21 protein-coding genes are annotated in these 25,571 nt (G+C 62.2%); 13 read left to right on the top strand and 8 right to left on the bottom strand.

Annotation, left to right across the window (positions count from 1 at the left end):
* Positions 1-9: 9 nt before the first annotated feature.
* Positions 10-1,167, top strand: coding sequence for a fumarylacetoacetate hydrolase family protein (locus tag DUT91_RS04680; RefSeq protein ID WP_114439214.1), 1,158 nt, complete (start codon positions 10-12; stop codon positions 1,165-1,167).
* A gap of 274 nt (positions 1,168-1,441) precedes the next feature.
* Here the strand turns inward: DUT91_RS04680 and DUT91_RS04675 are convergent, their stop codons facing one another.
* Complete coding sequence (locus DUT91_RS04675; protein ID WP_114439213.1) at positions 1,442-3,754, bottom strand: glucose/quinate/shikimate family membrane-bound PQQ-dependent dehydrogenase; 2,313 nt, start codon at positions 3,752-3,754, stop codon at positions 1,442-1,444.
* A 332-nt stretch (positions 3,755-4,086) separates the two neighbouring features.
* Positions 4,087-4,833: a histidine utilization transcriptional repressor HutC gene (hutC, locus tag DUT91_RS04670; RefSeq protein WP_114439212.1), complete on the bottom strand. Its 747-nt coding sequence runs from the start codon at positions 4,831-4,833 to the stop codon at positions 4,087-4,089.
* A 336-nt stretch (positions 4,834-5,169) separates the two neighbouring features.
* On the opposite strand from hutC, the gene DUT91_RS04660 reads away from it, so the two are divergent.
* The 6 genes from DUT91_RS04660 to solA all read left to right on the top strand — a co-directional run bounded on the left by DUT91_RS04660 (position 5,170) and on the right by solA (position 11,095).
* Entirely contained in the window at positions 5,170-6,012 is an 843-nt protein-coding gene (locus DUT91_RS04660) for a transporter substrate-binding domain-containing protein (RefSeq protein WP_114439210.1), read from the top strand.
* A gap of 136 nt (positions 6,013-6,148) precedes the next feature.
* Positions 6,149-6,871: an ABC transporter permease gene (locus tag DUT91_RS04655; RefSeq protein ID WP_114439209.1), complete on the top strand. Its 723-nt coding sequence runs from the start codon at positions 6,149-6,151 to the stop codon at positions 6,869-6,871.
* A gap of 12 nt (positions 6,872-6,883) precedes the next feature.
* On the top strand, positions 6,884-7,606 hold the full coding sequence (locus DUT91_RS04650; protein ID WP_114439208.1) for an ABC transporter permease: 723 nt from the start codon (positions 6,884-6,886) through the stop codon (positions 7,604-7,606).
* 29 nt (positions 7,607-7,635) lie between these two features.
* Entirely contained in the window at positions 7,636-8,406 is a 771-nt protein-coding gene (locus DUT91_RS04645; RefSeq protein WP_114439207.1) for an ABC transporter ATP-binding protein, read from the top strand.
* 4 nt (positions 8,407-8,410) lie between these two features.
* Positions 8,411-9,913 carry an HAL/PAL/TAL family ammonia-lyase gene (locus tag DUT91_RS04640; protein ID WP_114439206.1) on the top strand — a complete coding sequence of 501 codons (1,503 nt, stop codon included), beginning with the start codon at positions 8,411-8,413 and terminating at the stop codon, positions 9,911-9,913.
* A 21-nt stretch (positions 9,914-9,934) separates the two neighbouring features.
* Positions 9,935-11,095, top strand: coding sequence for an N-methyl-L-tryptophan oxidase (gene solA, locus DUT91_RS04635; protein WP_114439205.1), 1,161 nt, complete (start codon positions 9,935-9,937; stop codon positions 11,093-11,095).
* A 28-nt stretch (positions 11,096-11,123) separates the two neighbouring features.
* Here the strand turns inward: solA and DUT91_RS04630 are convergent, their stop codons facing one another.
* From DUT91_RS04630 to DUT91_RS04615, 3 genes are all read right to left on the bottom strand, one after another.
* Positions 11,124-14,606, bottom strand: a complete 3,483-nt coding sequence (locus DUT91_RS04630; protein WP_114439204.1) for an AAA family ATPase — start codon at positions 14,604-14,606, stop codon at positions 11,124-11,126.
* The gene (locus tag DUT91_RS04625) at positions 14,606-15,877 is read right to left on the bottom strand and encodes a metallophosphoesterase family protein (protein ID WP_114439203.1); all 1,272 of its coding nucleotides are present in this window, start codon (positions 15,875-15,877) and stop codon (positions 14,606-14,608) included. The genes DUT91_RS04630 and DUT91_RS04625 overlap by 1 nt, the downstream gene beginning before the upstream one ends.
* 649 nt (positions 15,878-16,526) lie before the next feature.
* The gene (locus DUT91_RS04615) at positions 16,527-16,895 is read right to left on the bottom strand and encodes a hypothetical protein (protein ID WP_114439201.1); all 369 of its coding nucleotides are present in this window, start codon (positions 16,893-16,895) and stop codon (positions 16,527-16,529) included.
* A gap of 150 nt (positions 16,896-17,045) precedes the next feature.
* On the opposite strand from DUT91_RS04615, the gene DUT91_RS04610 reads away from it, so the two are divergent.
* Positions 17,046-17,576, top strand: a complete 531-nt coding sequence (locus DUT91_RS04610) for a DUF4142 domain-containing protein (RefSeq protein WP_114439200.1) — start codon at positions 17,046-17,048, stop codon at positions 17,574-17,576.
* A 147-nt stretch (positions 17,577-17,723) separates the two neighbouring features.
* Here the strand turns inward: DUT91_RS04610 and DUT91_RS04605 are convergent, their stop codons facing one another.
* The 3 genes from DUT91_RS04605 to DUT91_RS04595 all read right to left on the bottom strand — a co-directional run bounded on the left by DUT91_RS04605 (position 17,724) and on the right by DUT91_RS04595 (position 20,531).
* A complete protein-coding gene (locus DUT91_RS04605; protein ID WP_114439199.1) occupies positions 17,724-18,173 on the bottom strand; it encodes a c-type cytochrome in 450 nt (149 codons plus the stop codon).
* A 160-nt stretch (positions 18,174-18,333) separates the two neighbouring features.
* The gene (locus DUT91_RS04600; protein ID WP_114439198.1) at positions 18,334-19,815 is read right to left on the bottom strand and encodes an ATP-binding protein; all 1,482 of its coding nucleotides are present in this window, start codon (positions 19,813-19,815) and stop codon (positions 18,334-18,336) included.
* Positions 19,812-20,531, bottom strand: a complete 720-nt coding sequence (locus tag DUT91_RS04595; RefSeq protein ID WP_114439197.1) for a response regulator — start codon at positions 20,529-20,531, stop codon at positions 19,812-19,814. The genes DUT91_RS04600 and DUT91_RS04595 overlap by 4 nt, the downstream gene beginning before the upstream one ends.
* 319 nt (positions 20,532-20,850) lie before the next feature.
* Between DUT91_RS04595 and DUT91_RS04585 the strand changes: the two genes are divergently transcribed.
* The 5 genes from DUT91_RS04585 to soxX are packed head-to-tail and all read left to right on the top strand — an operon-like array spanning position 20,851 to position 25,560.
* Positions 20,851-21,321 (top strand): (2Fe-2S)-binding protein, encoded by a 471-nt coding sequence (locus DUT91_RS04585; RefSeq protein WP_114439195.1) that lies wholly within the window; start codon positions 20,851-20,853, stop codon positions 21,319-21,321.
* An 11-nt stretch (positions 21,322-21,332) separates the two neighbouring features.
* Positions 21,333-23,510, top strand: coding sequence for a xanthine dehydrogenase family protein molybdopterin-binding subunit (locus tag DUT91_RS04580; RefSeq protein ID WP_114439194.1), 2,178 nt, complete (start codon positions 21,333-21,335; stop codon positions 23,508-23,510).
* Positions 23,497-23,862 carry a c-type cytochrome gene (locus DUT91_RS04575; RefSeq protein WP_245419550.1) on the top strand — a complete coding sequence of 122 codons (366 nt, stop codon included), beginning with the start codon at positions 23,497-23,499 and terminating at the stop codon, positions 23,860-23,862. The genes DUT91_RS04580 and DUT91_RS04575 overlap by 14 nt, the downstream gene beginning before the upstream one ends.
* On the top strand, positions 23,849-25,111 hold the full coding sequence (locus DUT91_RS04570) for an NAD(P)/FAD-dependent oxidoreductase (protein WP_200834900.1): 1,263 nt from the start codon (positions 23,849-23,851) through the stop codon (positions 25,109-25,111). The genes DUT91_RS04575 and DUT91_RS04570 overlap by 14 nt, the downstream gene beginning before the upstream one ends.
* Positions 25,108-25,560 carry a sulfur oxidation c-type cytochrome SoxX gene (gene soxX / locus DUT91_RS04565; RefSeq protein WP_342634440.1) on the top strand — a complete coding sequence of 151 codons (453 nt, stop codon included), beginning with the start codon at positions 25,108-25,110 and terminating at the stop codon, positions 25,558-25,560. Before DUT91_RS04570 ends, soxX begins: the two co-directional genes overlap by 4 nt.
* Positions 25,561-25,571: the final 11 nt, after the last annotated feature.

Below are 25,571 nucleotides of genomic sequence, written 5' to 3'. Positions count from 1 at the left end.
GCACAGGCAATGACCCTATCGGCCGAAACATTTCGAAATGGAACCTTTGTGGGGCGCGTCTGGCGGCCGGAACACGAGGGGCCGGCCCTCGTCATGCTGCGCGACGGTATCCTCTACGACATCACCTCGAAAGAGGCGCCAACCATGCGCGATCTCCTCGAGCGCGACGATCCCGCGGCATTTGCCGCTGCGCAAAAAGGTGAGCGGCTTCTGTCTCTCGAACAAATGTCACAACAGTCTGTCGAGGCGGCAGGCGACCTGACGCAGGTGCATTTTCTGGCGCCCTGCGACCTTCAGGCGGTCAAGGCCTGCGGCGTTACCTTCGCCCGCTCGATGATCGAGCGCGTGATCGAGGAAAAGGCTGCCGGCAATCCGGCGCTGGCGCTGAAAATTCGCGAGCGGGTGACGGCGATCATCGGCAACAGCCTGCGCAATCTGAAGGCTGGTTCCGCGGAAGCGGCCAAGGTCAAGGCGGCATTGATCGAGGAAAACGTCTGGTCGCAATATCTGGAAGTCGGCATCGGACCGGACGCCGAAGTGTTTTCCAAGGCGCAGCCCCTTTCCTCGGTCGGCTGGGGCGCCTCTGTCGGGCTGCATCCGATTTCGAACTGGAACAACCCCGAACCGGAAATCGTGCTGGCGGTCGACAGCTCCGGCAAGGTCAAGGGCGCGACGCTCGGCAACGATGTCAATCTGCGCGATGTAGAAGGTCGCTCCGCCCTGCTGCTCGGCAAGGCGAAGGACAACAACGCCTCCGCCGCCATCGGTCCTTTCATCCGGCTGTTCGATGAGACCTATTCGATCGATGACGTCCGCAATGCCGATCTCGATCTCCTTATAGAGGGGGAGGATGGTTTTGTGCTCAAGGGGCACAGCACCATGAAGGAGATCAGCCGCGATCCGCTCGACCTCGTTTCGCAGACCATAGGCGCCCATCATCAGTATCCCGATGGGTTCATGCTTTTCATGGGAACGCTTTTTGCGCCGGTCGAGGACCGCGACACCCCTGGAGAAGGATTTACGCACAAGCTGGGCGATGTCGTCACCATCTCCAATCCGGAGCTCGGCAGCCTGACGAATACGGTCAGGCTTTCGACGCAGTGCCCGCCCTGGACATTCGGCGCGGCCGCCCTGATGCGCAATCTTGCGAAGCGTGGGCAAATTTAGAGCGGTTCATTTTGAGATGGAAACGTCGGGGCTTCAATTTTTATGAAAGTGTCCAACCGCTGGTGGGTGGCAATGTTCCGGAATGGGTCCTCGGGTCAAGCCCGAGAATGACCAACTGGAGAGGTTTTCGCCCGTTAACCTTGGAGCGTCTTTAACCTTGGAGAATGGCAGAAACATCCCGGCAATCGTCATCCTTGGGCTTCACCCAGGATCATTCCGCAACGTTTCCGCCGCCACCAGCGGTCAGACATGAAGGCCTCCAGGGCAAAACCTGTCAGCTATTCGGCAACGTATACGCGATGACATAGTCGCCCGGCTTGGTGCCGACCGAGTCATGGCCTCCCGCCACGATGATAACGAACTGGCGGTCGTCATCCGTGGTGTAGGTCATCGGCGTGGCCTGGCCACCTGCCGGCAGGCGCGCCTCCCATAGCTGCTTGCCGGTCGTCAGATCATAGGCGCGAAGATAATCGTCTACCGCGGCGCCGAGGAAGGCAACGCCGCCTGCGGTGATCATCGGACCGCCGATGCCGGGAACGCCGACCTTGAACGGCAGGGGTATCGGGGACATGTCACGGATGGTGCCGTTCTTGTGCTTATAGGCGGTCTTGCCGGTTCGCAGATCCACCCCGGCGACATAGCCCCACGGTGGCGCCTGGCAGGGAATGCCCAGCGGCGACAGGAAGGGATTGAGGAGCACGGCATAAGGCGCGCCTTCATTGCGGTTCAGCCCCTGTTCGCTTCCCTTGGTGACTTCGCCAGGCGGCGGCACATCCTCCCGCGGCACCAGCTTCGAGGTGAATGCGAGATAGGTCGGCATGGCGAACATTACCTGCCGCACGGGATCGACCGCGACGCTGCCCCAGTTGAAGGTGCCGAAATTGCCGGGATAGATGATGCTTCCCTGCAGCGAGGGCGGCGTATAGCGTCCTTCATATCTCAGCCTGTGGAATTGGATCCGGCACGCGAGCTGGTCGAACATGGTAATGCCCCACATGTCCTTTTCGGACAGCGGGGGCGGCGAGAAGCTCAGGCCGGAGACGGGTTGCGTTGGCGCAGTGAAATCTCCCGCCACCGCTCCGCCGGGAGCCGGCACCTCCTTGACCGGAATGATCGCTTCGCCGGTGCGCCGGTCGAGCACATAGATATCGCCTTGTTTTGTCGGGCCGACAAGCGCCGGAACGGCCGTTCCATCCTCCTTGGTGATGTCAAGAAGGACCGGCTGCGCAGGGACATCCATATCCCAGAGATCGTGGTGCACGGTCTGGCGGACCCAGCGTACCTGTCCCGTATTGAGGTCGAGCGCGGTGATGGAGGAGGAGTATTTCTCCACGCTCGGGCTGCGACCTGCGCCATACTGGTCGGGAACCTTGTTGCCAAGCGGCACATAGATCAGTCCGAGATTTTCATCGACACTCGAGACGGACCAGCTGTTGGGCGAATTGACCGTATATTTCTGGTCGGGGGGAAGTGGCGTCGTCACATCCGGATTGCCCGAATCCCAGTTCCAGATCAGCGCGCCTGTGTTGATGTCGAACGCGCGGATGACGCCCGATTGCTCGTGGATGGAGTAATTGTCGTTGACGGCGCCGCCGACGATGATCTTGCCTGCTGCGACAACCGGCGGCGAGGTGGAATAGTAATAGCCGGCAGGCGTATACTGCATGCCCTGTTCGAGGTGCAGCGTGCCATTGTCAGCGAAGAAGGTGCAGATCTGGCCGTTCGCCGCATCGAGCGCGATCAGCCGTGCATCGGAGGTCGGCAGGTAGACGCGTTCGGCGCAGGGCTGGCCTGGAGGTATTGCCGGATCGGCGTAATAGGAGACGCCGCGGCAGGTCTGGTGCTGGCGGTCCGTATTGAAGCCGACCTTCGGATCGAATTTCCATTTCTCCTTGCCGGTCGCTGCATCGAGGGCGATCGCCCAATTGTGCGGTGTGCACAAATAAAGCGTGTCACGCACTTTGAGAGGCGTGACCTGGTATGTTGTCTCGCCTACATCCTCCGGCTGCTTGATGTCGCCCGTCTGATAGGTCCATGCGACCTTCAGGCTGGCGACATTTTCTGGCGTGATCTGGGCAAGCGGCGAATAGCGCTGTCCATAGGGGGTGCGCCCATATTGCTGCCAATCGCCAGGCGGCATATTGCCTCCGAGATCAGCGTTCGCCGCCACCTGCTTGGTCGGCAGGGATCCCACGATATCGTGCGGGTCCTGGAACATGGAATATCCGGCCACGCCCAGTGCGACCAGCACGGCGAAGGCAAGCGGCAGGACGCCACCGGTCTTCCTCCATATCCATGGGGTGAGCAGCCAGAGGCCGAGAAGGACGATGACGCCGCCACGCGTGCCCAGCTGCCACCAATCGAAGCCGATTTCATGGATTGCCCAGCCAAGCGAACCGAGGATGACGAGGGCATATATCCCCAGGGCGGCCGGGTGCCGCTTGAAGAGAAAAATCGCGGTCAGAAGAAAGCCGATTGCCACGATGAGGTAATACCAGCTTCCGCCAAGTGCAGCGAGCCATGCACCGCCGATACCAAGGGCGATCGCAATGACTGCAAACAGAATGGCAGTAGTGGATATCAGCAAACCAGGTCTCCGGCGAAGTTGTGTGTCGTCATTTCTTAAGTTCATCGCTCGTATGCCGCATGTTTGTAGTGAAAATATACTTTTGACAACCAGGGTTTTTAATCTCTTCGTGAATTGGTGGAATTTCAGCCGGTTAGGAGGAGTTTCTGCAGTTGTTGCCCTGAGATTAACTTTGGCTTCTGGAGGTCACGGAAGCAAATAGAGCCGAATCACTTCAAGGAAAGGCCGCACGCGCCCTTTTTCCAGTTGTTAAAAATTGATTCCTAAAAAATAGGGGGAGCGGCGGCGCTTTTTCTAACAGCAGGTTGCATATACAACCTGCTGCGGCGTATTCACTCTTCGGTGGCTTTGCCACTGCGGGTTTCCAGCCGATAACGGTTGCCGGGATAGACGAGGCGCGCGAAAGAGACCACCTGTTTCGAAGACCATGTGCGGCGGTGGATAGTCAGGCATGGCTCGTTGCGCAGGATTACAAGGAGCTTGCATTGCCAGGGCTCCGGCATGACGGCTTCGACGATGTGCTCGGATCCGCTCAACGGCGCCTCGCGCGTCAGGTAGGCATTGGGTGTGATCGCGGTGAAATCCTGTTCGAGATAGGAGGGTGCTGCCGCCGGATTGACATGACGATCCTCAATCTGCACCGGAACATCGTTTTCGCTGTGGACGATCAGTGAATGGAAGACCTTCGATCCGATCGGCAGATCCAGCGCGTCGGCAACGGCCGGGGAGGCGGCCTCTTCACGAACAAAAACCACCGAAGCCAGGTGTATATGGCCTCTTTCTGCGATTTCATCGGCAATGTTGCGAACTTCGAAAAGCGCAGAAGTGCCCTTGCGCTCCGCGACGAAGGAGCCGACGCCCTGGATGCGGATGAGTTCGCCCTCGCTCGCCAATTCGCGCAACGCACGGTTTGCAGTCATTTTGCTGACGCCCAGTTCCGCGACGAGTTCGTTTTCGGAGGGTACTCGATGCTTTGGGGGCCACTCGCCGCTGTGGATGCGGTCGAGGATCATCTGCTTCACGCCGGCATAGAGCGGTGCGCTTTCGCTTGCCCTTTCATTGGATCTTCCACTGGACATTGAAGATGCCTCCCCTCTGATTGCATCGGATATCGCCAGCCGCCCGGCGGTTGCTATGCCGCCGAATGGTGCTTGATCTTCTTCATAGCTCGATTTTTGAGCAGGAGCAGAATCTGCACGTATTCGGTACTTTGCTCTTGCATACCATAATAATTGTCATATGGTCCCATATACAACATGAATAGAGGGCGGTGGTCCGGATTGCTTCTGGTCAAGCAAGCAGTCGACTGGCCGCGCTCGACCTCGATCAGCGGTTGACATGCCTCCCATGCTCTCGCCAAGCCGACGGCAGATCGGCGTATTAACGGTTTCCGACATTACCAGAGGAGAATATCGATGAAAGCTTACAAGGTTTTGCTGGCTGGCGCTCTCGCGCTTGCCGCGGGTGGATGGTCTCCGGCTCAGGCCAAGGAATGGAAGACCGTTACGATCACGCTCGAGGGCGCCTATGCCCCGTGGAATTTGACCAACCCCGACGGCACGCTTGGCGGTTTCGAGCCGGAACTGGCGAAATATCTCTGCGCTCACATGAAAGTGGAATGCAAGCTGGTCGCCTCCGACTGGGACGGCATGATCGCCAGCCTCAACGCCGGCAAGTTCGATGTCATCATGGATGCGCTGTCGATCACCGAGGAGCGCAAGAAGATCATCGATTTCTCCATCCCCTACGCCCATACCCATGCCGCCTTCGCCGCCCCGAAGGACAGTTCCTACGCCAATGCGCCGGGAACGGGCACGGTCGTCAAGATCGCGCCTGACATGAGCGGCGGCAAGGAAGCCGTCGAAGCCATGCGGACCGCCTTCAAGGGCGCCACCATCGGCATCCAGGCGGCGACCGTTTATGCCAAGTTCATCTATGATAATTTCGGCGATATCGCCACGGTGCGCGAATACAAGACCAGCGCCGAGCGCGACATCGATCTGGAGACGGGCCGCATCGATCTCGCCTTCGATGACGCTACCACCCTGTCCACGGCCTTCGAGAAGGCCAATGGTGCACTGGCCTTCAGCGGCCCAGAAATCGGCGGCACCATTTTCGGCACGGGCGAGGGGCTGGGCGTGCGCCAGTCCGATCCCGAGCTCAAGGCGATGCTGGACGACGCCATCAAGGCGGCGCTTGCCGACGGAACTGTCAAGGAACTGTCGATGAAGTGGTTCAAGACCGACGTTACGCCGTAAAGGCATGGTTGGTTGGCAGGCGCTTGCACTCCCCTCTGGCGCCCTTCGACAAGCTCAGGAGGGCGGGGGGCGTAAGCACCGCCTGCCCCAGACCATCTCGTAACATCAGCCGCTCCGGCAATATGGGAACTCTGACATGGGAATAGTGGAGACGCTCGGTTTCGGGCAGACCGGCTGGGGCGGGCTTCTCCTCATGGGGGCCCTGATGACGCTGTGCCTCACGCTCACCGCGCTTCTGTTGGGCGCCGTGCTGGGCGCCGTCGTGGCTGCGGCCAAGCTTTCGCAAAACCGGGCCGCCCGAACCGCCGGCGGCTTCTACACAACTGTCTTCCGCGGTGTGCCCGAGCTTCTCATCATCTACCTCGTCTATTTCGGCGGCTCCAGCGCCCTGACCGCCATCGGTGGTTATTTCGGCGTCGAGGGCTTTCTTGGGCTCCCCTCCTTCATCGCCGGTGCTCTTGCCGTGGGACTCATTTGCGGGGCCTATCAGGCGGAGGTCTATCGCGGCGCTTTCCTGGCCATCCCGAAGGGCGAGCTCGAAGCCGCCCAGGCCATTGGCATGCACCGTCTCCTGCGCTTCCGGCGCATCATCGCGCCGCAGGTCCTGCGTTTCGCCATCCCCGGCATCGGCAATGTCTGGCAGTTGAGCCTCAAGGATTCGGCGCTCGTCTCGGTCACCGGGCTCGCGGACCTTATGCGCACCAGCCAGGTCGCCGCCGGTTCCACGCGGCAATATTTTCTGTTCTTCATCGCCGGCGGCTGTCTCTATCTGATCCTGACCAGCATGTCAGACCGCCTCTTCGCGCTTGCCGAGCGGCGCGCGAGCCGCAGCATGCCTGCCGGCATCGGCCAGATCTAAGGAGGAATGGCGATGGATATCCCTTTCCTCTTTCAGACGATGAAGACCCTGCTTGCCGCCGTGCCGATGACGCTTGCCCTGTTTTCCCTGTCGGTGCTGTTCGGCGGGCTGCTTGCGCTCCTCGTCGTCTGGATGCGTGTAGGCGGCAATCCCGTCCTTAGCCGGTTCGCGCGGGGCTATATCTTCGTCTTCCGCGGCTCGCCGCTGCTCATCCAGATGTTTCTCGTCTTCTACGGCCTCGGTCAGTTCGGCTTCATCCGTCATAGTTTCGTCTGGCCGGCGCTGCGCGAGCCCTTCGTCTGCGCCGTCCTGTCGCTGGCCCTCTGCACAGCGGGATATACCGCCGAAATCTTCCGCTTTGGCCTGCGCGCCGTCCCCCCGCGCGAAATCGAGGCGGCACGCGCCATCGGCATGTCCGGCTTTCTCCTGGTACGCCGCATCATCGCCCCCATCGCCTTTCGCCATGCCCTGCCGGCCTATTCGACGGAGATTGTGATGATGGTCAAATCCACCGCGCTCGCGAGCCTCGTCACCGTCTGGGAAGTGACGGGCGTTGCCCAGCGGCTGATCTCCCAGACCTATCGCACGATGGAGGTGTTCCTCTGCGCGGCGATCATCTACCTCGTGCTCAATTTCTTGATCCTGCAGGCGATGGCGCTGCTAGAACACCGCCTTTCGCCCCACCGTCGCGCTGCGGCGCCGCTTGTCCCCGGCAGCCTTCCGGTATCACGATGACGAGGCCACACACCACCATGGAGGGGAACATGGCTTCGGCCACCCGGCTATCCGTCCGCAACATCCACAAGAGCTTCGGCACGCATGAAGTTCTGCGCGGCATTTCCCTCGATGCGCATGATGGCGACGTCATTTCGCTGCTCGGCGCCAGCGGCTCGGGCAAATCGACCTTCCTGCGCTGCATCAATCTTCTCGAAGTCGCCGACCGGGGCGAGATCGTCGTCGATGGCGAGCGCATCGAGATGGTGACGAAGAACGGCCGCAACGTGCCGGCCAGCCGAAAGCAGGTCGATCGTATCCGCGCTGAGCTCGGCATGGTCTTCCAGTCGTTCAATCTTTGGTCGCATATGACCATCCTCGACAATGTCATCGAGGGCCCGCTGCATGTGCTGAAGCGGCCGCGCGCCGAGTGTATCGCCGAGGCCGAGGCGCTTCTCGAAAAGGTCGGGATCGCCGAGAAGCGCCATGCCTATCCAGCGCATCTCTCGGGCGGCCAGCAGCAGCGCGCGGCCATCGCCCGCGCACTGGCTATGAAGCCGAAGGTGATGCTTTTCGACGAGCCGACCTCCGCGCTCGATCCCGAGCTCGTCGGCGAAGTCCTGCGCGTCATGCGCAGTCTGGCGGAGGAGGGCATGACCATGCTGGTCGTCACCCACGAGATGAGCTTCGCCCGCAATGTCTCCAATCGTGTCATCTTCATGCGCTCCGGCGAGATCGACAGCGACGGCACGCCGGAAGAGCTTTTCGGCAAGGGCGGTTCGCCTGCCTTCCGGCAATTCATCGGCACGTTCGGGAGCTAGAGCCTTGCGCACCATAACGCTTGAAACGACGCTGGACTGGCAGGCGATAGCCGGCATCGCCGAAGGCGCTCCACTAGTGCTGGGCGAGGGCGCATGGGACAGGATCGATCACGCGGCGCGCATCGTCGCCACACTGGTGAAAAGCGGTATCCGCGCCTATGGCGTCAATACGGGCGTCGGCGCACTTGCCGATACGGTGGTCGACCGCGCTTCGCAGCGCCGCCTGTCGCGCAATATCCTGATGAGCCACGCCTGCGGTGTAGGTCCGCTTCTGGCCCCGCGCGAGGTACGCGCCATCATCGCCGCCCAGATCAACAATTTCGCCCATGGCCATTCCGGCGTCAGGCCACAGATCGTCCGCGCGATGCTGGCGTTGCTCGACCACGATTGCGTTCCCGATGTTCCCGCCAAGGGTTCCGCCGGCTATCTCACCCACATGGCGCATATCGCGCTGGTGATAATAGGCGAGGGGACAGCGCATCTCGCGGGCAGGCGGATGAGCGGCGCAGAAGCGCTCGCGAAGATCGGCATCGAGCCTCTCGTGCTGGAGGCAAAGGAGGGGCTGAGCCTCGTCAACGGCACCTCCTGTTCCACTGGCCTTGGCTGTATCGCGCTCGCGCGCGCTGGACGCTTGCTTGAATGGGCAGACGCCATTGCCGCGATGACGCTTGAAGCACTTGGCGCGCAGATGCCGGCCTTCGAAGAAGGCGTGCTTGCGCTGCGGCGCTCGAAAGGCATCGAAACCACCGGCCGCGCCCTGCGGGCAAGGCTTGCGGGAAGCGGGCTCATCGCGGCCAATGCAGGCGCAAGGACGCAGGATGCCCTGAGCCTGCGCGCCATTCCACATGCCCATGGCGCGGCGCGCGACGGCTTCGATTTCACGGCTGATACTGTTGATCGCGAGCTTGCTTCCGTCACCGACAATCCCGCTGTTTCGGGCACGCCGGAGGCGCCGCAGGTGTGGTCGCAGGCGCATGCCGTTGCGCCCGCGCTTTCGCAGGCGCTCGACATGTTGGCGGTCGCCATCGCGCAGATTTCCGCCATGAGCGAGCGCCGCATCGACCGTCTGGTCAATCCGTTGGTGAGCGGCCTGCCGGCTTTCCTTGCTGATGATCCGGGCGCGGGCTCCGGTTTTATGATCGCGCAATATACGGCGGCGGCGCTCAGCAACGAAAACCGCCGTCTTGGGCTTCCCGCCAGTCTCGATGGCGGCATCACCTCCGCCCTGCAGGAGGATTTTCTGGCCCACCCGACGGCGGCGGCGGTGAAGCTTCTCGCCATGCTCGACAATGCCGAGCAGATATTCGCCATCGAGCTTCTGGCGGCCGCGCAGGCGCTGGATCTTCGATCAGGCCACGCACCTCGCGCCCGGGGCACGGATGTGGTCTATCGTGCGTTGCGCGCTATCTTGCCCCGCTATGTCGACGATCGGCCTTTGGCTCAAGATATGGCGGCGGCGCGCAATCTTCTGGCCGGTTCAACCGCGCCGGCGGTGACAGATATTTAGCCAACGAATCGGGGAGGTGAGATGTCCACGCAATATGAGGTCGCCGTCATCGGCCTGGGCGCGATGGGCAGCGCCGCGGTCGCGCATCTCGCCGCACGCGGCGTCAAAGTCATTGGCATCGAGGCTGCGTTTCCCGCCCATGCGCTGAGTTCCTCCCATGGCGACAGCCGGCTGATAAGGCTCGGCTATTTCGAGGATCCGTCCTATGTGCCGCTTCTGCAGCGCGCCTATGCCAACTGGCGTTCGATGGAGCACCGGCTGCGCGAGCAGATATTGACGATAACGGGCGTGCTGCAGATCGGCCGCCCCGACGACAAGATCGTTAAGGGAACGCTCGCCTCCGCTGAGTTGCACGGGCTCGCCTCGGAGGTGTTAGACCGGGGGATGATGCTGAGGCGCTTTCCAGCCTTCGGGCTCGATGTCGACGACATCGCCGTTCTTGATCCGGAAGGCGGGTTCCTCAGGCCGGAGGCGGCAATCTTTGGCTATCTCAAGCTCGCGGCGGCAGACGGCGCGGTCCTGCATTTCGGCGAGAAGGTGACTGCGATCGAGGCTGGCGACAGCAGCGTCGAGATCGTTACGGATACGGCGCGCTATCGCGTTGGCAAGGTGGTGGTGGCCACCGGCCCGTGGATCGCCGAACTGGTGCCGCAATTGCGGGGGCTCGCAGTACCCATCCGCCAGGTCGTGGCGTGGTATCAGCCACGCGACGGCTTTGTCACCGCACTTGGCCGCATGCCAGCCTTCATCCGTGATGAGGGGGATGCCGGTTCCTTCTTCGGTTTTCCTGTCATCGGACCCGATGGCGTCAAGATCGGAAAGCATGCCCATTTCCGCGAGGAGATCGACCCCGACCGTCCCAATCCGCCGGTGAACACCGCCGATCTCGCGCTACTCGACGATTTCATCGCCCGCCGCCTTCCGGCCGCGGCAGGCCTGCGCGTCAATGCCATCACCTGCCGCTACACCATGCTGCCGAGTGAGGATTTTCTCATTGATCTCCTGCCATCGGACCCGCGCATCGTCGTGGCGTCGCCCTGTTCGGGGCACGGCTTCAAATTCACCAGCGTTGTCGGCGAAATCCTTGCCGATCTGGCGCTGTATGGTGAAACGCCGCTGCCGATCAGCGCCTTCTCCTTCGCGGCCATGGAGAGCTTCGTGAAGGGTTCAGCGTCGGCCTGATCCGATGACGCCGCTTTCTTCCGGCGCTTTACCTGATTTCATGGATCGAGATCGACGGCACCACTTGCGCCGCGATTTCGCACAGATGCCGATGGTGGGTCAGGTAAATCACCTGGCCGGCCTGCGCCATTTGTCCGAATAGCCGGAACACTTCCTCCGAGCGGGGCTCGTCGAAGGTTTCCATAATGTCATCGGCGATGAACGGCACGGATGGACGGGCTGTCGCGAACTCTTCATATCCAGCCAACCTCAGCGCCAGATACAGCTGGAACTGCGTGCCCTTGGACATTTCGACCGCCAGCTTCGAGCCGCCATGCCGCGACAGTCCGATGAGCGCTTCCCGATCCTTGTCGGGCCGCGTGGCGAGCCCCGTATATCCATCGCGGGTCATCAGGCGAAACGCTTCCGATGCCCGGTTCATCATGGCGCTGCGATGTCTATCCCGATAGGCGCGAATGCCATGCTCGGCGATCAGGCTGCCGCTTCGCAAACGCAGATATCGCAGTGCCAGATCCTCGATTTCGACAAGCACCGTTCGCCGGGTAACGTCGATGCGGGCGACGGCGTCATCGCCGCCTATGTCGTTCAAGCGATCCGTTGCACGCGCCTTGTCCGCGAAGAGATCCTTGGCGCGTCCGTCCAGATCCTCAAGCCGCGACGTGAGTTCGGCCTGCTCCCGTTGCAGTTCGGACAGGTCGGTGTTGGCCAGGCCAATCATCGCATCGTCCAGCGATTGTTCCTGCATCTCGCCGACGATCTGTCGCTCTATCTTGCCCTGCTGCACAACCAGTTCATCCCGTTTCCGGCAATTCTCCAGTTCTTGCCGAACATCGCCAAGGGTGGCGACATGGAAGAAGTCGATCATCTCGTTCCTGCGCGCGGCATGTACCGCAATCTCGTCCTCCAGTTGCTCGCGTTCGATCGCGAGATCGGCAAGCGCCCTGTTATGTTCCAGTCGCTTCGCTTCGCCCTGCTTGGCCTCCACGTACCGTTGGATCAGGGCTTTCGCGGCGAACAGCGGATCTTTTCCGTCAAGTGTCTCGCCAAGAGCCTCGTGAAGTTCGGTGACCGCCTTGGCGAATGCCTGCCGATCGGCCTCCATGGCATCGATACGATGTTGCAGATCATCGTGTTCGCGGAGCGCCTCCGGCAGGTCTGAGATCGCGTTCAGGAGTTCGCGCACGGCGCCCACGCTGCCTTGCTGGTCGGCGAACCATGTGGTCGCGAGGGTATTCGTCCAATCGCTCTCCCAAGCATTGGATGCCTTGATGGCTTCGTCGAGCGCTTTTTGTCGTTCGGCCAGGGCTGCTTCATGTTCATCGAGGCGTCTGTCCGCTTCCGTCCTTTTGGCATGGAGCGCGGCATGGTCCATGAGGATGTTGTCGGCAGCCTGCACCAGTGCGGCCAGGGCCAGCCCATCGACATTGATCCCGGTGGAGGCCAGCGCCTGCGCCAGGGAACTTTGCTCTGCCTTCAGTCCATCTTCGGCAACCTCGATATCGTTCAGGGCGCGACGCAGATGATCCCAGGCAGCCAGGGCTGAAGCGTGGTTCTCCGCCCACTGACTGATCTTCGCCAACCATGAACCCGTCGGCGCGTCGCCACTCAACGCGATTTCGGTGGGCGTCTCCGTCCTGATTTCACGACGCAAAATTTCCAATTCTTCATCGCTCTCGCGCAGCAATGCGCCTTGCCTGTCGAGGCCGGCCCTGGTCACCGCCACTGCAGCCGCCAGGGATCGCAATTCTTCGAGTTCCTTGGCCCCACTGAGGCGGGCGGCCGCGACCGCATCGGTCTTTCGCATGCTGGTCTCGAACCGCTGCGCCGTCTCGTGGTCCATCGCCGAGAGATGCTGTGCCCACGCCTCGTCACGATCGATCAGCACGGCGTTGGCCTCCCCGTCGTCCAGAAGGCTGGAAGCTTCGCGCAGGGCGGCTATTCTGGCCGCGTCCTCGTCCCTCTTCGTGATGAGCTCCCCTTCGCGTTCGACAATCTGCGAGCGTCGCTTGTCGAGCGCGGTGAAGGCAGCCTTCCAGGCTTCAAGGCGGTCAGGACGCGGCGGCGATAGCCTCAGGAGCGCGTCGCCATCGCCGGTCCAGGGGTGCAACCCGCCTACCGCGTCATCAAACGACTGCCGCTTGTCAGAAAGGCCGCGCTGGGCAAGACGGAGCTCGGCGGCCAGATTGCCCTCCCGCAGGCGGCTCACCAGGGATTGAAGCTGTGCGACTTTGCCGGCGTCGATCGCGGGCCCCTGCCTGTCGAGTGCCGTCCGGGCGCGCTGCTCTTTTTCCAGGGCCTGCCGGGCGGCTTCATGCTCTTTCTCGCCCGCCCGCCGGGCGACATCTATGCCGGATTTGTCAGCGATAAGATCACGGAGCACGCCGATCGTTGCTACCGGCACGAGAAGCGTCTTTGGATCGCCGACATCCGATTGGCCCAGAGCCGCGAGGATGAGATCGATCTTGCGGGTCCATTCGGCCAGCTTCCCTTGCCGCTTCGGCAGGTCTTCCTCAGCGGTCGTATAGCGCGCGGCCGCGTCTGGCAGCTGGTCGAGGCGGACCGCCATCTCGAGCACACATTGGTCGATCACCGGCCCTTGCAGCGCCTCCCGAACTTTCTGTTCGCGCTGTCCAAGTCCGTCCAGTTGGGTTTGAAGCCGCGTTTCCTCATTGATGAGGCCGGGTAGTGCCGCCGCCCAGTTCGCAGGCGGATGGAGCAGGGACTTGTACTGCTCCAGTTCCTCTTGTCCCCGACGGTGTTCCGCCGCCCGGGGGTGGGCGCGCAGGATGCGGGCTATCTCCTCCTGGCGCGCCTTTGCCGTGCCGATTTCCTTCATGACGGCGTCGTAGGCGGCCTCGGCCTGCGCGAGCGCGGTCGTCAGCGTCTTGTAGGCCGATGCCTGCGTGTCGATTTCGTCGCGCCGGGATTTAAGTTCCGCAATCTGCCGCTTCAGGCCTGCGATCTTCGTCGAACTCGCGCGCTTGCGGAAAATCCCATCGGCTTCGTCGATCGCGCTCTCAAGGATGGAACTGATGCCTGCAAGGCCGGCGCTCGCCGAAAACAGCAGTTCGCCCAGATCACCCTTGCTTTCCAGAATGGCGTTACCGCCATCTTCCAGCGTCTGATCGTCGAGCGAAAACATCATGCGATAGGCCTCGCGCGTCAGTCCGGCGAGCGGAACGCTCAAAAACGCTTCGTTGACCGGCTGTCCTTGCCCGTTCAGCAGGGAATTGCTGCGCTGCTTGACGCGCTTGAACTCATGCGCCTGCCCGTCGAACTCGAGGCAGGCGCCAATCTCCATGGCCTTGCCCTGATGAAGGAAGCCATAGCGCGTGCGTTCCTCGATACCGAAGAGAAGATCGAGATAGGCTGAAAGGGACGTCGATTTCCCGGCCTCGTTCAAACCATAGACGATGTGCAGGTCAGGCGTGCCGGGGACATGCTCCCCGAAATCGATCGAATGGTCCGTGAATTTGCCATAACGGGTGAGGTCGAGCCGGCGAAGACGCATCAGGTGGTCTCTGACATTTCGGGCTTCAGCCGGGCCAGCATGTCCTCGCTTCCCTCCCGGAGAAGCTGGTCGACCAGGGCTTCGAAGGCGGCTTCGTCATCGCCGCTGAAGCCGCGCGCTTCAGGCGGCAGATCATCGCGGAGTTCCTTGACCAGATCGCGGACGGCTTCGCGAACCCCATGCTGGTGAATGATGTCGTTGCGCATCAATTCGCCGAGTTCCAAAACGGGGTCGGCGGTAGTATTACCGGCGGGCGCGCTGACAGGCGCTGTCGTGACGATTTCGATTTTTTCGATCCACGTCTTGCCCAGTCCCTCAGCGCGCTGCTCGGTCTGCGCCAGCAGCAGATCGCGGTCGCGGCGCAGCTGCCATGACAAAGGCGTTGCGCCGCTCAGTTGCAGGCGTCCGACGAGATGCTCCGATCGTGTCCGGTCGCGAGCGGCCCCCATTCCCTGTTCAATCAGCTCGACCGCCTCCCGCCAGGTTCCGGCGGAGGAAAGGTCGACCGACACGCGTTCGAACTGGGCGATGCTGGTAGGACGCTCCTCGACGGTGAGACTTCTATCGTCGTGGACGGTCACGAGCGTGACCGTCTTTTCACCGGCTTCATTGATGTCCCGGCCTTGTGGCATCCCCGGCATGACCACCATGCGCTCTCCGGCATGCCGGGCGCGGATATGCACATGTCCCAGCGCCCAATAGTCAAAACCCCAGCCATGCAGGTCGGAAGCCTTGCAGGGGGCGTAAGGATCATGCCGGACATCCCCCGAAAGGCTCGTGTGCATGATGCCGATATTGACCGTATCGGGGGCAGGGCGGTTGTATTTTTCGAGCAGGCTTTCCGGCGCCTGGGGTTTGGCGAAGCTCAGGCCATGGATCGCAAGAGCAAGATCGCCGTGAACGAGTTCAACGGCGCCAGCCCGCTTGTCGAAGATCTTGACCGATGGCGGCAGGATCAACTCCTGCGTGATGCGCGACAGCGCATCGTGATTGCCCCGAACGATGAAAGCGGCGATGCCGGCCTCATGAAGGCGCTGCATCTGGCTGGCGAGAAACCGGGCCGTCTTCATCGAGGTCTGTTCGCCATCATAGAGATCACCGGCGATGATCAGCGCATCTACCTGCTCTTCGATGCAAAGATCGACAATCGCAACCAGCGCCTGTCGCGTGGCATCTCCGATGAGTTGGGCGAGATCCGCATTGCGCATCGCCAGGGAACGTAATGGAGAATCGAGATGGAGGTCGGCTGTGTGGACGAAGCGAAACGGCATGGTTTCATTCTCAAGGACAAATGGGGAGGAAGTAAAACAGAATTCTTGAATCGCCACAGTTTTCGCAGAATCCGATCGATCTAAAGACCGGAAAACGCTGGTCCCGAACCCAGCGCCTCATCGCAACTTGGCGACCTTGTCTATCCCCCTAGGCCTTCCGATTCATTTCGTCCATGGTGAAAGTCCGTCACCTCGCAGAAGCGCACGACGCTCAGAAAACCATTCCTCCGGAGTTCGCGATCTACCATCTGACAGGACACTCTGTCGCCTGCTCCTGACTGCAACAACGTGAAGCGCAAAACCTATTGAAGCCGGTGTTTCTGCCGCGGCGATCCCTTGGAAGTTACTGAATACCATTTATGGGATCTGGCACCGCCAGTATCATGTTTCTTGTCCCGGAGGCTTCCCTTGTGACCAAGGCTTTGAAGTAGTTCCTGCACGCCGACGCGGCCGGCTTGCCAGATGCCGGCTGAAAGCGCGGCCAATAGAGCGCGCGGATGTTTTCTGACCAGCACCCCGATCGCACGGAGCTTGGCCGCCGCTTTCATGCGGCCAAGCGCGGAATCACCCGCATGCTTCATGACTCGGCCTTCGATAAAGCGAGGAAGGCCGCTATGTGTTGCCGGCAAAGGCTTTACGCGCTGCAGGCTTAATGCCTTACCGTTTCTTTGCCGGCGTCGAGCTTTTTCCCTTTTCGGGCCTCCTCCGGTAGGAGGGACTGGGCAGTTTCAGCTAGCACTTCCATGGCGGCGTTTGTTGCGCTCTGCACCGCGTCTCCGGCTATGGCCATCGTCCTGCCGCTCTTTTTCAAACCCTTTTTACCCGTTTGGGCAATTTCATGCCTCTCTTCGACAAGGACCGCGGCGGCGGCGGCAGCAGCAGCCGTCAAGGCATTCGCCAGGACATTACGGCCAAGCGGCGTGCCCAAGAGTGCGCGCAGCATTCTAGACCGCCGCAGGGTCTTTGGCACCTTCACTCCACCGACGCGCTTCGGCACGGCTTTTCTTTTCTTTCCCATGGTTTTCCTCCGTTCGATTCAAGGATTGAACGCGACGGGCAGCCGGTAGTTCCGAAGAGCCGGATAGCCGCATTATTGCAAATTCCTTGGCAGAGGGAGGAACCAAGGACGCCTGCCAGGTGTTTTCGAGTTGGATTGACAGGAGGTCCCATGAAAACGCTCATCTATGCATCCATCATTCTTGCCACGGCCAGCTCGGCGGCCTTCGCTCAGTCAGCCGCGGAAAAGACCGGAGTGAACTCCGTCATGGGCGTCGCCCCCAAGACCGAGGATTTTGTGACGGAAGCTGCAAGCAGCGACATGTTTGAAATAGAATCAAGCAAGCTCGCGCTCGAACGTGCGGACGTGAAGACGAAGGCCTTCGCGCAGCAGATGCTGACCGACCATCAAAAGACGGCTAATGAACTGAAGGATTTGGTCACGTCGGGCAAGGTCAAGGCCACCATTCCCACTGCGATGACGTCGGCTCATCAAGGGATGCTGGATGATCTGAAGAAACTTCAAGGTGAGGAATTCACCAAGGAGTACCAGTCGGACCAGGAAGACGTCCATGAAGACGCGGTCGACCTGTTCAAGCGATACGGTGAGGAGGGCGAGAATGCTGATCTCAAAGCCTGGGCAGCAAAGACCCTCCCCGCCTTGGAGCATCACCTGCAGATGGCCACAGAACTGAACAAGTGACCTTCGGCATAATGAAATGACGACTAAAAGCGTCAACTGACGGGAGGGCCCCGCAAGACATGGTCTCTGCGGGGTCTCTTGCGACTCAAGGTGATCAGATCAATGCAGTGTTCAGCGGCTGCTCAGACTTGGGACCGTCGGTGGGCACTATTGCGCACCGGCACCTTCCAGATAGGTGATAATGGCCGCGCGCTGGGCGGCATTGGGAACGCCGACAGTCATCTGCGTGCCGGGCACCATCTGGCGCGGCGCTGTGAGAAAGGTATCGAGCGACTGGCTGTCCCAGACGATATCGGACTCCCGCAATGCGGCTGAATAGCGGGCGCCCTCGATGCTCCCGGCCTTGCGGCCTATGACATCAGATAGATGTGGGCCGGCCCTGTTCTGTCCGGGCTCCAGGCTGTGACAGGCGCCGCAGCGCTGCCGGAACAGCCGTTCGCCGTCAGCCTGCTGCGCGGAAGCGGCAGCCGGCATTAGCAGGGTGGCCAAAAGCATAGCCAATGGCGCACGCGCTCGCGTGATAGACGTCACCCCGGATACGGATAAAACTTCGGCGGAATTGACGGTGTTGCGTGTCCTGGTTTGTGAATAGTTCATCGGATCACCTCTGCGAAACGTTGACGGGAGGGGTTTTGCTGCAGCCGGAAGTTCCGGCAGGACCAGCCACTCGCCACCGAAGCGGCTGGATTTGGGTGTCTTGTCCTTTGTGCGACGACATTGATCCGTGGCGGCAGTTCGATCACGGGAAGGGTTTCGGTCAAACCGGCAAGGATCGTAGTCCGGCCGGAGGGGTCGTCTCGGGCACAGGCGCGGGGGCAAGCTGCTTGGTCATGTCGATCAGCGGCAGCCTGATGATCGCGCGAAGGCCTTTGCTTCGGTTTTCCAGCACGATATCTCCGCCGTGGTGGCGGGCGATGGCGCGGGCAATTGACAGGCCGAGCCCGACGCCGCCGGTCTCCCGGTTACGCGACCGCTCCAGGCGGAAGAACGGGGCGAATACCTGTTCCATGTTGCTCTGCGGAATACCGGGTCCGGCATCCTCGACAACGATGTCCAGGCTGTCGGCGCTCCTGACCAGGCTCACTTTTGCCCGCTCGCCATAGCGGACCCCGTTTTCGACGAGGTTGCGGATCGCCCGGCGCAGCGAGTCCGGCCGGCAGCGATAAAGCACCTTGGGCCCGTCGCTGACGGTGACGTTTTGGCCCAGCTCCGCCAGATCGTCGCAGAGACTGCCAACGAGCGCCGAAAGATCGACAGTCCGCGTTTCCTCTACTGCGGCGTCTTCACGCGCAAAGGCGAGCGCCGCTTCCGTCATCGTCTGGATCTCCTCGATGGTCTTCAGCATCTTTTCTTGGAGGTCGTGATCCTGGACAAACTCCGCGCGCAGTCGGAGCGAAGTCAGCGGCGTGCGCAAATCGTGGCTGATCGCCGCCAGCATGCGTGTGCGGTCCTCGACGAAGCGCTGCAGGCGCTCCTGCATGCGATTGAACGCCTCGGCGGTCAGGCGAATATCGTCCGGCCCTGATTCCGGCAGCCGCGGCACGGCTTCGCCGCGGCCGAACAGTTCAGCGGCATTGGCGAGCCGTCGCAGCGGACGCGCTATGGCCTGCGCCCCGAAAATCGCTATGGCGGACAGGATGAGTGCGGTGAGCGCCAGCGATATGGCCGATTGCGTTGTCCAGAATGCGTTGGGCATTGCCTTGGCGTACGCGGCGTTCAGCCAGGTGCTGTCATCGAGGCGGACGGAAAGACCCATGCCATTTGGGGCGGCGTCCATGTAAAGAAACTTGGCTGGCCGCGAGAAGGGTCTGCCATTGCCGGATAGATTCACCATGCGCGGCGGCACGGAAGGATCGGCGGCATCGACCGCGGTCGAGGCCTTTCCGTTCATGTAGGCGGCATATTTGCCGGCAATGCCGGGAAGCGGTTTGGCGAGCTGCGTCAGGGCCTCCTTTTGCCAGGCGAGGGGATTGTTCGGCCCGTCGGCCGAGGTCCAGAAGCGCGTATAGGCCGTGCCGCTGACGTTGAGGATGTCAGGCCGGAGCGAGGGGGGCGTCGTGTCCAGCAGGAGCGCAAGCGAGGACGTACGGCTGACGAACTCGCCCTTGGCCGCCGCGTGCAGTGCTTGTCCGCGCTCGTCCCACGAGATCAGAAAGGTGATCGCCTGCGACAGCGCAAGCGCAAGCAGCACCAGCATGAGAAAGCGGGCGGCCAGGCTGCGTCTCCACAACAGCATCATGCCTGGGCCACCTCCGCAGTGAAGCAATAGCCGCCGCCCCAGTGCGTCTTGATCAGCATCGGTCTCTTCGCATCCGCCTCGATCTTCTTGCGCAGCCGGCTCACCTGGTTGTCGACGGCGCGGTCGAAACCGTCGGCGGTGCGCCCGACGGTCAGGTCGAGCAGTTGATCCCGGCTGAGCACGATACCGACATGCTCGATGAAGGCGGTGAGAAGCCGGAACTCAGCCGTGCTGAGCGCGACCGCTACGCCATCGAGCCCGACCAACTCGCGACGGCCGACATTCAACGTCCAACGGTCGAACCGGAATGCGTTCGACTTGAGACGGCCGCGCTGCGGCGGCAGGCTATGGACACGCCTGAGCACGGCCTTGATCCGCGCCAGCAGTTCCCGCGGATTGAACGGCTTGGTGAGATAGTCGTCGGCTCCGATCTCAAGGCCCACGATCCGGTCGATTTCCTCGGCCATGGCGGTGAGGAAGATGATCGGAACATCCACCGCCCCACGCACGTAGCGGCAGGCGGCAATGCCGTCCTCGCCAGGCATCATGACGTCGAGGACGATGAGGTCGGGCAAGCTGCGGTCGAGCAGCCGCTTGAGCGCGGCCGTGCTGTCGGCGACGCTGACGCGATAACCCTGCTGGGTGAGGTATTTTGCCAGGAGATCGCGAATATCCCTGTGGTCGTCCACGACCGCGATGTGCTGCGCCACTTCCATGTCATGCTCCAAAGCCACCAACCAAATAGTTGGCCAGTATCGACGATATCCAGTTGGCGTCTATACAGATGATCATCTTCCGCGCCATGGCGGCAATCTCGCGCGACATCAACAAAACGTGAGAAATGTAACGAAGTGTATCAGAGCGCTGCGCCTGTGACAGCTTGCGATAAACTACCGGAAATTGGGACAAGGTTCTGCGACAGCTTCCGGCTAGCTTGGCCTGGTCGCTAGCCGGGACGGTCGGTCTCTGCTGCCAGACCATGTCGCGCAGGATCCGGAGGCGATCCTCGCCAGCCTTTGATCGGAGGATTGCACAATGGCCAGATTGATCATCAACAGCACCCCACATGAGATCGAGGTCGATCCGGACACGCCGCTGCTGTGGGTGATCCGCGAGCAGATCGGGCTTACCGGGACGAAATATGGTTGCGGAGTTGCTGCCTGCGGAGCCTGCACCGTTCATATAGACGGCGCCGCCACGCGCTCCTGCGTGCTTCCGGTGAGCGCGGTTGGGCCCGACCAGCAAATCACCACGATCGAGGGGCTTTCGCCAGACAGCTCGCATCCGCTCCAGCAGGCATGGCTGCAGCTCGACGTGCCGCAATGCGGCTATTGCCAGGCCGGCATGATCATGGCTGCGGCGGGTCTGCTCACGCAGAATCCGAACCCCTCGGACGAGGATATCAACAACGAGATCACCAATATCTGCCGCTGCGGCACCTACAACAGGGTGCGCGCCGCGATCAAGCTGGCCGCCAATGGCGGTGAAGCCACCCAACGCGGTTGAGGAGACTATTCATGAACGCGATCATTTCCATTTCCCGCCGCAACTTCATGATAGGCGTGGCCTCCACGGCCGGAGGCCTGTCCATTGGGTTCAACCTGCCGTTCATCAAGCCTGCACTTGCCGAGGGCGCAGGGACGACGCCAGAGGTTCCGGAGGTCAATGCCTGGGTGGTGATCAGGCCGGATGACACGGTAGTCGTCCGCATAGCCCGCTCCGAGATGGGGCAGGGGACGCTGACCGGCCTGGCGCAACTCGTCGCCGAGGAATTGAATTGCGACTGGTCCAAGGTCACGACCGAATATCCGTCGCCGGCCAAGAACCTCGCGCGTGACCGGGTGTGGGGCAATTTCTCCACCGGCGGTAGCCGCGGCATCCGCGAGTCGCACGACTATGTGCGTATGGGCGGAGCGGTCGCGCGGGAGATGCTGATCGCCGCCGCGGCCGCCGAATGGAAGGTGCCGGCCAGCGAATGCACCGCGACGAAGGGCGTTGTCACGCATGCAGCATCGGATCGTACCGCCTCTTATGGACAATTGGCTGCCGCCGCCGCGCAGATGACGCCACCCGCCAATGTTACGTTGAAGGATCCGAAGGACTGGACCATAGCCGGCAGGCCGCTGCCGCGGCTCGATACCGCCGACAAGCTCAACGGCAGCCAAATCTACGGTACCGATCTCAAGCTGCCAAACATGCTCAACGCGGCGATCCGGGCCTGCCCGTATTTCGGCGGCAAGGTGAAGAGTTTCGACGCGGCGGCGGTCGCGGGCATGCCCGGCGTGCGCACCGTCGTTCAGGTAGGCGACACCGCCGTTGCAGTGGTCGCCGATACGTGGTGGCGGGCGAAGACCGCTCTGGATGCCCTGCCAGTCACGTGGGACGAAGGCCCCAACAGGCAGGTTACCAGCGCCTCGATAGCCGCGATGCTTGAAGAAGGCCTGGGCGCCGATGATGCCTTCATCGGCAACTCGCAAGGTGATGCCGGTACTGCCCTGTCCACCGGCCGAACGGTCACTGCGACTTACGCTTTCCCCTACCAGAACCACGCGACCATGGAGCCGATGAACGCGACGGCGCTCTATACGCCGGAGCGTTGTGAAGTATGGGTGCCGACCCAGAATGGCGAAGCAAGCCTTGCTGCAGCGGCCGAAGCCGCCGACCTGCCGGTACAGCAATGCGAGGTGCACAAGATCCATCTCGGCGGCGGCTTCGGCCGGCGTGGCATGCAGGATTATGTCACGCAAGCCGTACAAATTGCGAGGGAACTCCCCGGTACGCCTGTGAAGCTCATCTGGTCGCGCGAGGAGGATATGTTGCAGGGGCGCTACCACCCCATCACGCAGTGCAGGCTCACGGGCGCGCTCGATGCCGATGGCAATCTGACCGCGCTGCGCATGCGCATCTCCGGCCAGTCGATCCTCGCAGCCGTCATGCCGCAGCGCATGCAGGATGGCATGGACCCCATCATCTTTCAGGGGCTCACCGCCGCCAGCCCGGAAGGGCACATCGGTTATACGATCCCGAACCTCCTGGTCGACCACGCCATGCGCAACCCGCCGATCCCGCCCGGCTTCTGGCGGGGCGTCAATCTCAACCAGAACGCCATCTACCTCGAATGCTTCATGGATGAGCTCGCGCACGAGGCAGGGGTGGATCCGCTTGCCTTCCGACGCAAGCTGATGGCCAACCACCCGAAGCACCTCGCCGTGCTGGACGCGGTTGCCGAACGGATCGGCTGGAACACCCCGGCCGCCGACGGCGTTCACCGCGGCCTGGCGCAGATCATGGGTTTCGGCAGCTATGTCGCGGCGGCGGCGGAGGTTTCGGTTACTGATGGACAACTCAGGATCCATCGTATCGTGGCGGCTACCGATCCGGGCCATGTCGTCAATCCCGCACAAATCGAACGGCAGGTCGAGGGTTCCTTCGTCTATGGTCTTTCCGCCTGCATTTACGGCGAATGCACCGTGAATGGCGGCCGTATGGAGCAGGAGAATTTCGACAGCTACGAAGTTATGCGCATGGCTGAAATGCCGGAGGTGGAGACGATCATACTGCCGTCCGGCGGCTTCTGGGGCGGCGTCGGCGAGCCGACTATCGCTGTCGCGGCGCCGGCCGTCCTCAATGCGATCTTCGCCGCCACCGGAAAGCGCATCCGCACGCTGCCGTTGAAGAACCATGACCTCGCATGACATGAGGCACACGAAGAACAGGCGCGGTAGACGATCGTTGACGCCCGTTCTGCCCGTGCTGCCCGTGCTGCTTGCCGGGCTTGTGTCCAGCGCGACTGCGTGGGCTGACGCTGCGCCGCCCGGTGCGACGGCGTGCACCGGCTGTCACGGGCCGGCGGCGCTCGGCTCGGTCATCCCTTCGCTCGATGGCCGGGCGGCTGACGACATCGTGGCCCAGATGCAAGCCTTCCGTTCCGGTGAACGCGAGGCGACGGTCATGGGCCGCATCGCCCGGGGATACACCGAGGAAGAGACGCGCGCTATCGCCGAATGGCTCGGCAAACCGGAGGCCACACGCCATGCCAAACCGTAGAGCCCTGATCGGCGGCGCGGCGGCCAGCGTCGCCGCGGCCGTTCTTGTCGCGCCGCATGTCCGCGCGCAGGCGCGGCCCGGCGTGGTCGTGGTCGGCGGCGGCTTTGCCGGGGCAAGCTGTGCGCGCGCGTTGAAGCAGCTGGACCGCGACCTTGCCGTGACGCTGATTGAGCCGGAGGCCGCTTATGTGGCCTGTCCCTTCAGCAATGCCGTGCTTGCAGGGCTGCGCGACATCGAGGCCCAAACCTTCAGCTATGATCAGTTCGACGATATCGAGTTCATCCGCAGGCGTGCCGTCGCCGTCGATGCCGAGCGCCGGCGCGTTCGGCTCGATGACGGTGAGGATATCGACTACACCAGGCTGGTGCTGGCGCCCGGCATAGAGCTGCGCTTCGACGCGTTGCCGGGCTATGACGAGGCGGCGGCGGAGAGCATGCCGCATGCGTGGAAGGCCGGGTCGCAGACGCTAATGCTGCGCGATCAGCTCGCGGCGATGCCGGACGGCGGGGTGGTTGTTCTCTCCGCGCCTGCCAATCCGTTCCGCTGCCCGCCCGGTCCCTACGAGCGGGCAAGCCTGATCGCCCATTACCTCAAGACCAGCAAGCCACGCTCCAAGCTGATCATCCTCGACGCCAAGGACGCCTTTTCGAAGCAGCGACTGTTCGAGGCGGCGTGGCAAGAGCTTTATCCCGGCCTGATTGAATGGGTTCCCCTGTCCTCGGGCGGCAGGGTGACGGAAATCGATCCGGCAACGAGAACGCTGGTGACCGAGTTCGGCAGCCACAGGGCCGATGTCGCCAACGTGATCCCGCCGCAGCGCGCGGGCAGGATCGCGCAGTTGGCCGGTGTCGCGGATCAGACGGGCTGGTGCCCGATCGACCCGGTCACCTTCGAGTCCCGCCTGCAGCCGGAGATCCATGTCATTGGCGATGCGGTGATCGGCGGAGCCATGCCGAAATCGGCCTTCACCGCCAACGCCCAGGCAAAGGCCTGCGCCGCGGCGGTAGCCGCCCTGGTCAGGGAGCGGCAGCCGGCGCAACCGAAGCTCATCAACACCTGCTACAGCCTGGTCGCGCCCGGCTATGGCATTTCTATCGCCGGCGTCTACCAGCCGCGCGACGGCCTGCTCGCCGAGGTGGAGGGTGCGGGCGGCACCAGCCCGCTCGAGGCACCATCCTCCGTCCGCGAACTGGAAGCCGCCTACGCGGAAGACTGGTTCCGGACGATCACGCGAGAGGTGTTCGGATGACGAGAATGGTTGGCCTCGCTCTTACCGGATTGCTGCTTGCGGCTTCGCCCTCTGCCGGCGAGGAGGTGGGATCCTATGCCGTCAGCGGCGATGCGATCACGCAGCCACTGGTTGGCGCCAGGGGTAATCCGGCGCGCGGCGCCGCGCTGATCGCTGATCGGCAGCGCAGCCTCTGTACGCTCTGCCATAGCGGGCCGTTCCCTGATGCGCATCTGCACGGCACGCTGGCGCCCGACCTGACCGGCATCGGGACAAGGCTTTCGGAAGGCCAGATCCGGCTGCGCGTGGTCGACATGAAGCGGCTCGCGCCGAATACGATCATGCCTTCCTATTACCGGATCGTGGAAGAGGAAAGCCGGCGCGTCGCCACTGCCTGGCGCAGCAAGCCGATCCTGACCGGCGCCGATATCGAGGATATCGTCGCCTATCTCGCGACGTTGAAAGGGTGATTATGCGCGAA

It is taken from the genome of Paramesorhizobium salinisoli (genome assembly GCF_003335045.1).
GTDB classification, from domain to species: domain Bacteria; phylum Pseudomonadota; class Alphaproteobacteria; order Rhizobiales; family Rhizobiaceae; genus Paramesorhizobium; species Paramesorhizobium salinisoli.
Note: the sequence above shows the minus strand (reverse complement) of the source record. Positions and strands in the feature narration are given on the sequence as shown.